The sequence below is a fragment of the Agrobacterium sp. B1(2019) genome, assembly GCF_008274755.1.
Classification (GTDB): domain Bacteria; phylum Pseudomonadota; class Alphaproteobacteria; order Rhizobiales; family Rhizobiaceae; genus Agrobacterium; species Agrobacterium salinitolerans.
In genome coordinates this window covers 728,669-742,450 of sequence record NZ_VTPB01000003.1, presented here as the reverse complement: position 1 = coordinate 742,450, position 13,782 = coordinate 728,669, and the positions used below count along the sequence as shown (strand labels likewise).

Here is a 13,782-nt window from a genome sequence, read left to right as displayed (position 1 = left end):
GCTTGCCTCTCACAGGTCCGGCAGACGCCGTGAGCTGACCACGACGCAAAGGAAACTGGATCATGAAAAAACTCGCAAGCCTGACCCTGATGGCGACGGTGATGTCCGCTGCGATGATGGCGGAGGCCAATGCCTGGAACCGTGACGCTCACATCTACGGATGGCGCGGTCAGTCTTCCGTTCATGCCTCCGGCAGTTGCGGCAATCAAAATTGCTCCCGTTCGATCACCGGTACGGGACCTTACGGAAATAGCGTGACACGCCAAGGCTCGGCCTCTTGCGCAAATGGCACCTGCACCGGCACCCGCACAACGACCGGCCCGCAAGGCCGCTCGGTCACCCGCAATGCAACCGTATCGCGCTGATCGTCGATAGCAATTCGCGCATTGCGCCCCAATCAGGAGAAACCACATGAAATGCGTCAACTTCCTGGCAGCCGCGATGGTTGCCGGCTTGTCGGTCTTGCTGTCGGCAATGGCACCCACCAGCGCGGCCGCTGCCACGTCGGCTGTGGCGGTCACCAACGTGAACATGCGCGCCGGTCCAAGCACCCGCTATCCGGTCGTCATCACGCTGCCCGCGCGCGCCGCATTGACGGTCTACGGCTGCACGGCGAATACCTCCTGGTGCGATGTCAGTTGGGGCCGGGATCGTGGCTGGGTCGCCGCAAACTACGTACAGGTCTTCTATCGTGGAAGCACCGTCGTCGTCACGCCTACGGTCGCTCCCGCCATCGGCCTCACTGTCGTCGCCTTCAATCAGGCCTATTGGAACACCTATTATGTCGGGCGTCCCTGGTACGGTGAGTGGAATGTCTATTACGGCGGTGGATCAAGGTCGGTGGTTAGGGGCTGTAATGACGATGGTTGCGGCGGGGCTGCCGTGACGCGCGGCCCCTACGGCGGCGGAAGAGCTGCCGTCGGCGGCTGCAATGACGACGGTTGCGGCGGCGCTGCCGTGACGCGCGGTCCCTATGGCGGCGGAAGAGCGGCCGTCGGTGGCTGCAATGACGAGAAATGCGCCGGCGCGGCCGTAACACGAGGCCCTGCTGGAAACGTCCGGGTTCGGCACGGATCCGTCACGCTGGATTGAGCTATCCAGAACCAGAGAAAGTGCACTGTGTGAGGGCTGCAATCCGAAGACCAAGCGGTCGCTCTCCGGCACGATAGCGCAACCGGTGCTCTAATCAGGGTCAAACTTCGCTGGCGCCACCGCCCTCGGCCCCAGCGCAGCAGGCGTCCAGGACAGTTCCCAGGCTGTTCGGGGCGCCTGCTGGCAGGCACCGCGATAGGGACCGGATCCCGGACGATCGCCCAATCAGGAAGATGTATTAAATGCAAGGATATCGACACTATCGTGTCACACGATCGCGTCTGGCGATCATGCTTGGTTTGGCGCTGATGGCAGCATCGCTTGCCGCTTGCGATGATCACGGAAGTGGTAGTGGGCAGTCCGAGCCGCCCCAGACCGCCGTTGTGGCACGACCGAAAACAGCGACCGTCACGCGTTATCTTTACGCGACGGGCACGACCAAGGCTCTCAACAGTGTCGATCTCGTTGCCAGGGTTTCGGGAACTCTCACATCTATCGACTACAAGGATGGCACGGAGGTCAAGGCAGGTCAGCGCCTTTTCCTGATCGAGCCTGATCAGTATCACGCCCAGTTCCAACAGGCCGAGGCCAGCGTCGAACAGGCGCAGGCAACGCTCGATAACGCACAGCGCCAACTCGACCGCCAGGATCAATTGGCCCGGACGAGTGTGACAACGGAGGCCAATGTCGACAATGCCCGCGCAAGCAGGGATACGGCGAAGGCCCAACTCGATGCCGCCAAGGCTTCGCTCGTGCAGGCACGACTCAATCTGGGCTACACAACAGTTTCGGCCCCGTTCGACGGCTTCGTCACGGAACATCAGGCAGATGTCGGAGCTTTGGTGGGCTCAGGCAGCGCGACGACGCTTGCCACGATCGTCCAGCTCGATCCCATCCATGTTTCCTTTTCGATATCCGATACGGAGATGTTGGAGATCCGCGAACAGGTCCGCAAACGGGGACTGACGCTGAAGGATGTCGGCAATGTCGACGTCGAAGCAGGCACGCAGATCGACAACGATTTTCCGTACAAAGGCAAACTAGATTATGTGGCGCCCCAGACCGCCGCTGATACCGGAACACTCTCGGTGCGTGCCGTTTTCGACAACAAGGACCTTGCTTTTCTCCCAGGCCTGTTCGTGCGCATCCGCATCCCTGTCGAAACGATCAAGGATGCTCTCCTCGTGCCACCGTCCTCGATCGGAACGGACCAGGAGGGGCGTTTCGTACTGATCGTGAACAACAGCGGCGTGGTGGAACGGAAGTCGGTGACGCTGCTGGAGCGCAACGGGGACCTTCAGCAAATTGCAGGGTCGCTTTCATCCGGCGACTTGATCGTAACGAACGCTCTGGCAGGTGTGCGAGCGGGAGAGGTCGTGAGGAAGCGGCAGACGTCGTTGCAATCCTCCCAGGATGAAATCCAGCAGGTGCAGGGCACATCCGCACCGGCCACCGATTGATCGGACAGTCCTCATGTTCTCCAAATTCTTTATCGAGCGACCGGTCCTGGCCAACGTTATTGCGTTGCTGACGATCCTGATCGGCGCGATCGCCTTCTTCACCCTTCCGATCGCCCAATATCCCGACATCGTGCCGCCGACCATTCAGGTCACGGCGCGTTATCCTGGCGCGAGCGCCAAAACGCTGATGGATACCGTCGCGCTGCCGATCGAGCAGCAGGTCAACGGTGTCCCCGGCATGATTTACATGCAATCGACCAGCTCGAGTGATGGCTCCTATACGTTGACGGTCACCTTCGATATCGGAACGAATGCGGACGAGGCGCAAATCCTCGTACAGAACCGTGTAGATGCCGCAAGTTCCCAGCTTCCGAGCTCCGTACAGTCCCAGGGTGTGACGGTTCGCAAACGCTCCACATCTGTTCTCGCCTTCGTGACGCTGAGCGCTTCCGATCCTCGTTACGACAGCCTGTTCCTCGCCAACTATGCGAACATCAACCTGCGGGATGAACTCGCTCGTGTGTCAGGTGTCGGCGACGTTTCCGTCTTCGGAGCCGGCGACTATGCGATGCGCATCTGGTTGGATGCTGATCGGTTGCAGGCTCGAGGTTTGCAGCCTTCGGATATCGTCAGCGCCGTCCAGGCGCAGAGCCAGACCGTGTCCGGCGGACAGATCGGCATGCCTCCGGTCGCAACCGGTCAGGGGTTCCAGACGGTGATCGATATCTCCGGCAGGCTCGATCAGGTCGATCAGTTCGAGAACGTCATCGTCAAAACCGATACGCAGACGGGCGCCATCACCCGCGTGCGGGATGTCGCGAGGGTCGAACTCGGTTCAAGATCCTACGGTCAGATTTTCCGCGTAAACGGACGGGCGTCCGCAGCACTCGCCATCAGCCAGCTTCCCGAGGCCAATGCCCTCGACGTGGCAACGGCGGTCGAGGAGCGGATGACCGAGCTGTCGAAAGCCTTTCCGGCGGGGCTCAGCTATTCCGTGCCGTTCAACACGACAACGTTCGTCAACGCGGCCGTCGATGAGGTCTACAAGACGCTGATCGAGGCTTGCGTCATCGTGCTGGCTGTCATCCTGCTGTTCCTGCAGGATTGGCGCGCCATGCTCGTGCCGGCAACGACCGTGCCAGTCACCATTGTCGGTGCGTTCGCTGCGATGAGCGCGCTCGGCTTCACCATCAACATGTCGACGCTCTTCGCCCTGATATTGGCGATCGGCATCGTCGTCGACGATGCGATCGTCATCGTGGAAGGTGCAGCACGCCATATGTCCGATGGTCTCTCCGGCCCCAAGGCCGCGGAGAAGGCTATGGACGAATTGTTCGGGCCGGTGATCGGCATCACCCTGGTTCTCGTGTCGGTCTTCCTGCCGGCGGCTTTCCTCCCCGGGTTAACCGGTCGGCTCTACCAGCAGTTCGCCCTCGTGATTGCGGCCACCGCTGTTATCAGCGCGATCAATGCCATCACGTTGAAGCCGGTCCAGGCGGCGTTATGGATGCGGCCGATCAAGCCATTGGAGGAGCGCAATATTGTCTTTCGGCTCTTCGACCGCGGGTTCACCCGTCTGGAAAACGGCTACGCCAGATTGCTGTCGAAGGTCTTGCGTTTTCGCTATCTCGTTGCGGCCGCGACGGCCGTCATCGTCGCACTCGCCTTTCTGGGACTGTCCCGCATTCCGACCGGCTTTCTGCCGATCGAGGACCAGGGTTATCTCGTGGCCGCCGTGCAGCTTCCAGCTGGAGCGTCCCTGGAGCGGACCGACAAGGCATTGACAGAGGTGGAACGACGGCTTCGTGAGCAGCCTGGCGTCGCGAACGTCATCACCGTTGCTGGGGTTTCCCTGCTCGACAATAACGCGCCGCTTTCCAATGCCGGCATGGCCTATATCGTGCTGGAGCCATGGGATGAGCGCGGCAAGGAGGAAAGCCTGCTGCCAATCTACAATGCGATTTCGTCGAAGCTCGCCAATCTCGACGACGGCTTTGCCATTGCGGTTCCCCCGCCCTCGATCCAGGGCATCGGCAATACCGGCGGCTTCACCATGATGGTCGAGCTGACCGATGGTAGTGGCGATTTCAATCGGCTTTCCAATATCGCAAACCAGGTGGCGAACCGCGCGCTCGATGATCCGCGGCTGCAGGCCGCACAGGTCAATGCCAACTTCAGCGCGCCTCAACTCGGTGTCACCATCGATCGCACGAAGGCAGCCACGTTCGGCGTCGCGATCGGCGATATCTTCAATACACTGTCCGGATATCTTGGGTCGTCCTATGTCAACCAGTTCACCCGTTTCGGTCATACGTTTCAGGTTTATGTTCAGGCAGAGGGTTCGTATCGAAGTGTGGTGGAGGGCATTGCGCGACTGAGGGTACCAAACGCCTCAGGGTCACTGGTTCCTGTCAGCAGCATGCTGACCGTCGAGGAGAAGGTCGGTCCCTCGCTCATTTCGCTCTACAACCTGCATCCGGCGACCTCCATCGTAGGGCGCCCGCAGTCGGATATCAGTTCGGGTGAAGCGATGGGCATCCTGGAGACTGCCGCGGCAGAGGTTCTTCCTGCCGGCGCAACCACCGACTGGACGGGGATTTCCTATCAGGAGAAGCTTGCCAGCAGCCAGATCTATATCGCTTTCGGCCTGGCGCTCGTGCTCGTCTATTTCGTGCTCGCCGGTCAGTACGAAAGCTGGCTCGGGCCGCTTCCGGTCATTTTCTCCGTACCGTTGGCGCTCTGCGGCACCGTGGCCGTTCTGTTGGCGCTCGGTCTGCAGAACACGCTCTACACGCAGATCGGTCTTGTGTTGCTGATCGCTCTTGCGGCCAAGAATGCCATCCTGATCGTCGAATACGCCCGTGAGTTGCGGATCAAGGAAGGCAAGCCCCTGATGGAGGCGGCCGTCACCGCCGGGCGGTTGCGCTTCCGGCCGATCCTGATGACGTCGATCGCCTTCATCCTCGGCATGGTACCGCTCGTTCTTGCCAGTGGCGCCGGCGCGAATGCCAGCAAGTCGATCGGAATCTCGGTGGTCAGCGGCATGCTGATCTCGACGGTGCTGTCCGTGTTTGTCGTGCCGGCGCTTTTCCTCGTCATTCGCAATATCGAGGAACGCTGGGCTTCGCGAAAGTCGAAGCCGCTCCCTGCGGGATAGCGTGTCGAGGCTGCTGCGCACCGAAACATTCATGTCCTGCCGGAAACGTCCCAGGGCGGGGCGTCGAAAGCGCCGAGCCGATACAAATCGTAACAAAACGCTATCCGAGCGAAAAACGCCGGCGAAGTTCAGGGCGGATATTTTCTCAGCTTCGCGGCGTCAGCCGGCGCGGCGGAATTGAATGGAGAACAAGATGCTGAAGAAATTGCTGCTGGTGTTGGGCGTCGTTTCAAGAAGATCGTCCGTCACCAGGTCGGGCGTCGTCGGTGTGTTCCTTGCAATGTCTCCCTTGCTCATAGCAGCTGGAGTGGCCGAGAGCGCCGAGCCTGACGTCGAGGCGCTGCCGCTTGCCGAAATCTGCCTCCTCCCCGAAAACGTGGCTGGAAACACCTGTGCAGCCTTCTTCCTGGACAAGAACGGTTACCAGATCTGCCTGAAGGACGACATGAGTGGCAAGATCCGCTGCTCCGGCACGTTCAGCACCGACGAAGGCGATGAAGAAGAGGCGAAGCCAACCGGCGCCCCTTCCGATGATCGTAAAATCTGATCGTCATGTCCAAGTTTTCCCCCATCATCGCATTGGGAACAGCGCTCGTCATCCTCGCCGGTTGCGGCGCCCGCGTGACCATGACCGAACCCGCAACCATCCAAGGTAGCGAAGTTGATCTGGTGATTGTCGAATCGAAAGGTGGAACTGTTCTCGACGTGACCGAATACGGGGATGCGATGGCCGCGGCCCAACAACTGGAACATTTGGTTTTGGCGGAACTAGCCAAGCGGGGTATCTCCGCCGCTGGCAGGGATTCTGCTACCGGACAGAAAAGCTTCGGTGCTGCGGGAACAGCTCTGCTCGCCCTTTCCGTTGCGAAAGCGGAAAAGGGGAGCACCGCGAAACGCTTGCTGGTCGGTTTCGGCTATGGAAAGTCCGAGTTGCAGGTCGAGGCACAGCTTCTTGCGCCGACCGTATCGGAACGAAAGCTGATTGCAGGGTTCAAGACGCATGCGGGAAGCGGTTACAAGCCGGGTCTGGTGATGCCGCTTGGCGTGGGGGCTGCAGTCGGGGGTTATGTGGTCGTGTCGAGCGGGATCAACCTGGCGACGGGAATGGGCAAAACGCCCGATCGCGATATCAAGGCCACGGCCAGGGCGATCTCCAAGACCACCGCAGAGGTACTGCGGGGCGTTTCCAACAAATCGATCTGAAGAAAAGCACGATCGCCGTGCGATGCATGGGCTTTGCGGCGAAGATGCCGTGGTCGCCAATGCCGGCTATCTGGATTGGTGGAAGAAGATTGACGAATCCGACCCGTCAAGTTGGTGGGGCCCGTAACCGCTTAATCCTATGCTCGCGGCGCAGCCCGTCGACCAGATCGTCCCGCCCGGCACCGACGTAGCCGTAAGTGCGCCATGCCAACCGTCTGCAATCGCGACAGCATGCGGCCGCTGTGCCGAGACCGAGCGCTCACAGCGGGAACGGTTCCGTACCATCGCCCCTCCGCTGCATATTGCCGTCTGATCTGCAACCCCAGCTATCCCATCGAGGCAACAAATCTTTACATTTCTCTACAGGAGCGAAATTCCAGCGCAAACTGCTGCCTTCATGGTGCCGCCGTCGAGAAACAACGGAGTTCACTATGAGAAAAACAACACTGTTCTCGTTTGGCGCCGGCGCGCTGCTGCTTACCGCCGTTCCCTTCGCAGGGATGGCCCAGGGACAGGATGCAGGCGCCTCCCGTCCTGAAGAGGCTTACGACTATCGGCACTATGCGGGTTCGGGAGACGGATTACCCAGCTTTTATGCTCTGACCGACCGCCTCGACGATCTGCGGTATTATTACACCGGCAAGGCAATCCGTTTCCGGCTGGCCGGCATGCTCTCGGCCCAAGAAACCGCCATCGGAATCCGTGCCGATCAACAGGATGCATGGCGGGCCTATACAAACGCCTTGCTCTCGCTCATCCCGGATCGCGACGCGGTCCTCTCCGTGATCGGTGCACCTGATGAGGACCCGAAGGGCCCAGAAGCCTTCGATCGAGTGGAAGCTCTTTCCGATGCCCTGGCCGCAAAGGCAGAAAAGGCGCAGGTGCTGAAGAGGGCGATCACCGATCTCCGCGCCAAGCTGACGCCGGAACAGCTTGAAGCAGCACGGATGCCACGGCTCATCAGCGGATAACGTGTTCGGCTGAGTTTCAGAAATCCAATCGGAACGATCAGCCGCCGCCTTCGGCACCCGCCCCCGTGCCGAAACGGACGGGCCGTTTCATCGACCACACTGCGGTCCGTCCCCCCCTTTTTTGCAATCATGTCTTCAGGAGACTACGAATGAAAATCTACATGACTTTCGCCTTCCTCGTCCTTGCCAGTACGGCCAACGCCCAACAGATGAGCCGACAGCAGATGCTCGAGGTGCGTTCCGCATGCGAAGCGGACGTGAAGAAGCTCTGCAATGGGGTCCAGCCTGGCGGCGGAAAGCTGATGCAGTGCCTGCAGCAGAATGCATCAAGCGTTTCGGAAACCTGCAGCGCGAAACTGATGGAGATTAAGGCTGCTCGACAGTCGAATTGATCTAAGCGAATAGCGGCGCCGGATAGAAACGGATAAGCGTAAACTTAAATACACGATGACCAGCCCCATGCATGCCGTGGGGCTGGTCATTTTCGGTTGGAGCAATTCAAGGTCACTGACGCTAGAAACGCTCACACCTACTGGCGAGATCTCTGTTAGACCGCAGTAGGCATCCGCGTGTCGATCACGGCTTGGAGTCCCACTCCCACCGGTCAGAAAGCGCCATTCGACCAGAAGCGATTCGATCTTTTTCACCGCCGATCAGCGCAGCTGCAGTCGGAACTGATCGACAGGTCCAGGAGGAGGCGAACCTGGCCGATGCTGAAGCCAAAGTCGGGGCATTGCCGAAGGAAGGTCAGGCGGCCCAAGTCATCGTGATCACACTGCCTTTGTTCCCCATTGCCGTGGTATGGCTTCGGGAGGATGGTGGGGGTGGTCACGTCTGCCGCCTTCGCGAGCGTGCCAATCGAAAGCATGCGCGCGTGGAGATCATTCGGAATTCCTCTCGAGCGCAGGTATCCAAAAGTTCATGCAGAGTTCGAGCGCCCGAGCAAATCTGTGAGCGAGAGCGTTTCGGCACCATTGTCATTGTGTCTTTCGGTAAATCGGACGAGGTCCGCCAGCGAATAATCCGCGCCCATCTTTCGCATCACCTGGCCACGACGCACCTTGACCGTGACCTCGCTCACATCAAGTTGCGCGGCGACTTGCTTGTTCAGGAGGCCGCAAACGACAAGATGTGATCCAGCAGGATCCTAAGATCGAACGATCGAACATACGGCATCTCCAGCCTAGGCTTGCCGATCGCCGATTACGCGGAAAGCCGCTGTCTGATGCGGTTGCCGAAGGGGAGAAATGTAAAATATGGCGTTTGACTCGGCGACAAGTCACGGGTGCCTAGCTCCCAAAGTTCCCGGCGGTTCGGCATGGGAACGTCACCGGGCGCGGTCATAGGCGACGGAGATGAGAGTTTATCGTCACCGCATAGCGCCAATTTTAGGCGCCGTGCGACGATAGCCGCGCGGCACTAGGGACCGGTTGACGCCGTCGCTGAAATACTCCCACGAAGTCATATGGTTCTGAAGTTCGCGGCACGAACCAGTAAAGAACAAGGACCTCATCTTGCCCGCCTTGCTCGAAGGCACTTTCACAGCACGAAATCAGATTCTGTTCAAATTGCTCTGGTGACACCGGAGCTCCGACCGCAATGGCGATCGTATGCATCTTTCTACGCGCGCCAAGCGTGACCCCTGTTTGGAAAAACAGATCAGGCCGCCGACCTACCTCTCTCAAGCCCCTCTTCATTAGCTTCTCGATCTTCCGTTGGCCGGCAAAGTCGACATTGAGCAGACGATGGCCGAAACGTGTCCATCCCACTGGGCGCTTTTCTTCGAGAGAGGTCAGCAATTTGCCCCAGAACTCGGTAGTAGCGGCTGATGGAGACGAGAGGCGGGCGCCCCGCCTCTCGTCACGCACGTAGCTGAGCGTCATCGAAAGGCCATACCAACTATGCTGGTCGCCGTCATATTCGTCGTCGCCGATGTTAAATCGGTTCCTGAGGTACAGCGCCAACAGATCCAGTTCGTCCGCAGTGTATATAGCGTTTCTCTCAAGTTCGATCCTTCGGCTCATATAGTGGCAGCGTTCGACTTCTCTCGGAATTAACTCGAACACCGTCTCAAGATCGAACACCGACATCGTTGGCGCTAAGTCGGAGGCAACGGGAACAAGATCGGCCTCCTTAAGCTGCGGCCAATGCGAAGATAGCGGGCCAACTGTCTCGTGGACAATGTTGACGCGCACGACGTTACGCACATTGTCCGCCTCAATGATGAGCGGGCCCTGCCGAGTATCGAATGACAATGGCCCCTTTGCGCCGACGATGCGTTGTTTCATCCTTAGCGACTGCTCCGAGGGCGCGACGACCAATTCTTTGAGCGCATCCTTCAAGCTTCGAAGGGCGCCGCGGCGGGCAGGCGCGCTGATCTTCGCCGACTTCGCCTCGAACACCAAGACGGTCTTGTCGATAACTGCAACGAGGTCACACTCCCAGGTGGTGGCGCCGCCGTCATCACTCCATTTCACTTGCTCCCGAACATCGGCATGGGGCAGATACCTCCGCACCGTTACGCTGAGTCGATCCTCCAGCCAGCGCGCGCGTGACCTCTCCGCAGCCTTTTTAAGCTTCGGTATCCTCGCGCAAAGTCCCTCGATGATTGCAGCAAGATGGACACCGAGAACCTGCGGGCCAGCGCAGAAAACAGCGCTTTCGGTCAACGGGATAAGGGGCTTGAGTTGAACGGGATTGTTCAGGTGTAGATGCTCCAGATCCGCAACTGTGACCGCACCGAAATCCAGCGACACCAAAGAAAGGACCGCTTCTACGGATGCCCTCTGTTCCATCGGGACCGCCGCCATCAGCTCGGATTTCGTGAACGTAAAAAGATTTATGAGACGTTCTTCATTGATGTTCCAAAGCATTGCTTGCATCTGCCGTGGGTCATTCTTTAAGCCCACTGCGTGTACTTCTACTTCCTTCTGCCTGACCGGGTCGAGGTCCCGAGTGAAGGCCTCAAGCATGGCGCTCGCGGATTTCTTCGTCATCCAGCCGCGCATGTCTTGCAGAAAGGCCTCAACCCGTATTTGGCATATATCGATAACCGCTAATAAGACCGAGACAACTTCCGTTGCGTCACAACCATAGTGATGCCGGAACGTTGGATTGATCGCGCTAGAAAGGTCCTTTGCGTATTCTCGGGTCTGGAATCCTTGACGAGCGCCTCTGACTGCCAACGTCCAGCGTTGGATGAGATTCAATAATTCTTGCCGTCGATTTTCGGCGACATCAGCCGAAATCTTGCTTTTGGCCTGATCTCGATAGGCTTGGGCATTTTGTCCAATTAGGTCGACGATGCGCTGGGTTACAGCCGGATAGTCGGCTTTTGGATCAACGGTAGCGCGTCCGCGCGAAAGGACCAAGGCCTGGATCAATTCGAGATGAAAGAGTTCCAAACCGGGCCTGTCTGCCCGCTTTATAGATCCAGGCCGGGAAAGAAGCACCGAAAAGCCGGCGCGGGCCAAAATCTGCAAACCATCGACCGAAGTGGCCTCTTTGGTAAGCGCGGCCAGGGTTATCTGGAATTCGGCCGCGGCCGCGGCTCCCAAGGCATGTGCGGCAGCAATCTCGTCAGGACCTATACCTTTTGAGCTCATTTACCTTCGGCATCCCCAAATGATTTCCGTCTCATCATCGCCAAGCGCGTAAGTCTATTACTTCGAGAAAGAGCGGCTCGTTTCCAATGAGATGTCTAGGTTTACAGACATCGTTGTTGCGCATGAGACAGCGAACGGCTTGACTAGGATCGAAATTGCCGATCCACTGACAAACACTGTCACCATCGGATGGGTCTATTCAAAGCTTATCGTGAAGGTTGATTAGCCAACCCGGCGACGGACCGCCAGTCTCATGGGCGGAGGATCACGCGCTTCTAGGGGATATCAAGCCTTCCAACACTCTGGCAACGGGCGAGGCCTGGTTCTGCTTGCGTTGGTCGTTGAGCATGCCCAGATGCTTGAACTTTATCTGGATGACCTGCTTCGATACCTCGAAATGCGTCGATAGAGCCGCGAGTAATTGCTCGTATATCGTGTAATTGCAAGGTTGGTCGTCGACGAATATGTAGCCATGTCCTCTATCCCTGATTTCGAGAAAATTGCGGAATTGCGCGGTCTTAAGCTTGAAGAAATCGTCGGGCAGGATGAGGTTGGATGAGAACGAGTTCGCCTGATATTCAAGTCGCTCCAGGTTAAAGCTCGCATCCATCTCTTTGTTTATCAAAAGATCGCGTTCGATGATGTTTTCGGAACTCAGGTACTGCTGATGTTTCAAGAAAAAATGACCTATTTCATGACCGAGCGTAAAGCGTTCACGGTTCCTGTTCCCGTGAGAGTTGATAGAAATCACTTTCCGATGGAAGTGTGCAGAGCCCAGAATGGGCGTCCCATCCGTGTCGTGGACCTCCTGATCGGAATATTGAAGATCTATAGATAGCGCAGAGCAGATATGTTCCAAATCTACCGGCCCACCCCGGTAATCGACGAGCTTCAAGACTTCTCGGACAGAACTCTTTATGGCCTCCGGAGGCATGAAGGGAATGGCCGTCGGGCTCTCACCGACGTCTCCTGCGAGTTCCGGGTGGAGGCTACCCAGGAACTGGCTAATGCTGCTGAAAAACTTTCCATCATTATAGGCAGAGAACTTCAGGGATTTTGTCGCCGACCCTCCCTGAAAAAGCTGGAACTCCACAAATCGGTTTTCGATGTACGGCCGCGCCTTCCGATCCGCGATGATGTCGAGGCCGTGTCCGTCGTATTTTACGATGCCTAGCCCCTTGTTCCGCGCGACCTTTTCGGCTCCGGATTGCAGCCGGGAAGACACAACCATCACGCCTTTTGCCGTATGGGGGAACATTCGCCCGAGTTTCGCTGAGAAGTCGTTTACGTACAGCTCAGGAACACTGCCACGGTAATTCTTGCATTCGAAAATGACATAGAGATGAGGGGAAGTGCGCCCGTTGGCGTAGAATTCCAGTACTACATCGAACTCGACGTCCGCCTCGCGCTCTTTACAGTAGTATTCCTTCTTTTTGAAAATCTTGCAGTTGTCCGGCGGATAAGCTCCCAGCACCAACTCTCCTCGATCCTTCTGATCGAGGAGATACTGATAGAATGCATCTTCGAGCTTATCGCCCTTATCCGAGGAATTCACGACTTTGCCTTGAAAGAAGAAACAACCGCAGGATGATGGTAATAGTTCTATAGGGAAATTTAGCCCGGTAAAAGCGACCAACCCGGTATGTACCCAAATCACTTGGGGAGAAGCGTTCCAAAGGTTATCGCAGCGCATGACTGCTGCATAGACGCCTCGACGAGCGATCGCCGACTACCTGGCTTTAGAAAGCGCCGCCGGCATCCGTATGGGCCAGAAAAGCTGGGGACCATCCGCTTCTCTATTGCTCCCGAAAGTTGTACAGGTAATAAACTCTACTTATGCGCCCGATCCATCTTTTTTATTCTTGGCAGAGCGACCGGACCAAGACTGTGGCCGCAACTTTATCAAAATCGCATTGGCAGAAGCTATTGCGGTTCTTCGGGATGAACATTCCATCGAGATTCATCTCGACTCGGATACGCGTTCAGGCCCGGGCGGCTTCACGGTTGGGGTATGGATTCCGGCGAGAGGCGTTGAGCTTGAAAGCGACCTGGCATTAATCCCGGACGCCCCACGGATCATTTAAACGCGCTAAATCCAATCTGAGGGCTGTTGACTGTGAAGCGCGTGCTCAAACGCACCAGAATGCCGTAAGAAGGAGAGGGATGCGAAAAAAATCCCGCAGTGGGAAGTACCAAGAGTTACCGCCTTCAATACAAGCCATTGGACTGGCTGGCCGACAGGCGAACATCCAGGCATCCGGCGCATGATTGGGGTCCCCTGCACGAAGTGCTGC

At 57.8% G+C, this 13,782-nt stretch carries 10 protein-coding genes and 1 pseudogene; 8 read left to right on the top strand and 3 right to left on the bottom strand.

What is annotated here, in order from left to right:
* The first annotated feature begins 62 nt into the window (after window positions 1-62).
* The 8 genes from AGR1_RS23695 to AGR1_RS23660 all read left to right on the top strand — a co-directional run bounded on the left by AGR1_RS23695 (window position 63) and on the right by AGR1_RS23660 (window position 8,275).
* Complete coding sequence (locus tag AGR1_RS23695) at window positions 63-365, top strand: hypothetical protein (protein ID WP_246669710.1); 303 nt, start codon at window positions 63-65, stop codon at window positions 363-365.
* Between the two features lie 46 nt (window positions 366-411).
* Window positions 412-1,092, top strand: coding sequence for an SH3 domain-containing protein (locus AGR1_RS23690; RefSeq protein WP_246669709.1), 681 nt, complete (start codon window positions 412-414; stop codon window positions 1,090-1,092).
* A gap of 242 nt (window positions 1,093-1,334) precedes the next feature.
* Window positions 1,335-2,552, top strand: a complete 1,218-nt coding sequence (locus AGR1_RS23685; protein WP_149148439.1) for an efflux RND transporter periplasmic adaptor subunit — start codon at window positions 1,335-1,337, stop codon at window positions 2,550-2,552.
* A 13-nt stretch (window positions 2,553-2,565) separates the two neighbouring features.
* A complete protein-coding gene (locus AGR1_RS23680) occupies window positions 2,566-5,709 on the top strand; it encodes an efflux RND transporter permease subunit (protein WP_149148438.1) in 3,144 nt (1,047 codons plus the stop codon).
* Between the two features lie 193 nt (window positions 5,710-5,902).
* Window positions 5,903-6,256, top strand: a complete 354-nt coding sequence (locus tag AGR1_RS23675) for a hypothetical protein (protein ID WP_149148437.1) — start codon at window positions 5,903-5,905, stop codon at window positions 6,254-6,256.
* 5 nt (window positions 6,257-6,261) lie between these two features.
* Window positions 6,262-6,912 (top strand): DUF4410 domain-containing protein, encoded by a 651-nt coding sequence (locus AGR1_RS23670; protein ID WP_149148436.1) that lies wholly within the window; start codon window positions 6,262-6,264, stop codon window positions 6,910-6,912.
* 431 nt (window positions 6,913-7,343) lie between these two features.
* Window positions 7,344-7,883 (top strand): hypothetical protein, encoded by a 540-nt coding sequence (locus tag AGR1_RS23665; RefSeq protein ID WP_149148435.1) that lies wholly within the window; start codon window positions 7,344-7,346, stop codon window positions 7,881-7,883.
* 149 nt (window positions 7,884-8,032) lie between these two features.
* Window positions 8,033-8,275, top strand: a complete 243-nt coding sequence (locus tag AGR1_RS23660) for a cysteine rich repeat-containing protein (RefSeq protein ID WP_149148434.1) — start codon at window positions 8,033-8,035, stop codon at window positions 8,273-8,275.
* A 527-nt stretch (window positions 8,276-8,802) separates the two neighbouring features.
* Here AGR1_RS23660 and AGR1_RS23655 read toward each other — a convergent pair.
* The 3 genes and pseudogenes from AGR1_RS23655 to AGR1_RS23645 all read right to left on the bottom strand — a co-directional run.
* A pseudogene (locus tag AGR1_RS23655) lies at window positions 8,803-9,012 on the bottom strand (LuxR C-terminal-related transcriptional regulator); the annotation flags it as partial.
* 259 nt (window positions 9,013-9,271) lie between these two features.
* Entirely contained in the window at window positions 9,272-11,488 is a 2,217-nt protein-coding gene (locus AGR1_RS23650) for a hypothetical protein (RefSeq protein WP_149148433.1), read from the bottom strand.
* A gap of 265 nt (window positions 11,489-11,753) precedes the next feature.
* Window positions 11,754-13,043 carry an ImmA/IrrE family metallo-endopeptidase gene (locus tag AGR1_RS23645; protein ID WP_149148432.1) on the bottom strand — a complete coding sequence of 430 codons (1,290 nt, stop codon included), beginning with the start codon at window positions 13,041-13,043 and terminating at the stop codon, window positions 11,754-11,756.
* Window positions 13,044-13,782 lie beyond the last annotated feature (739 nt).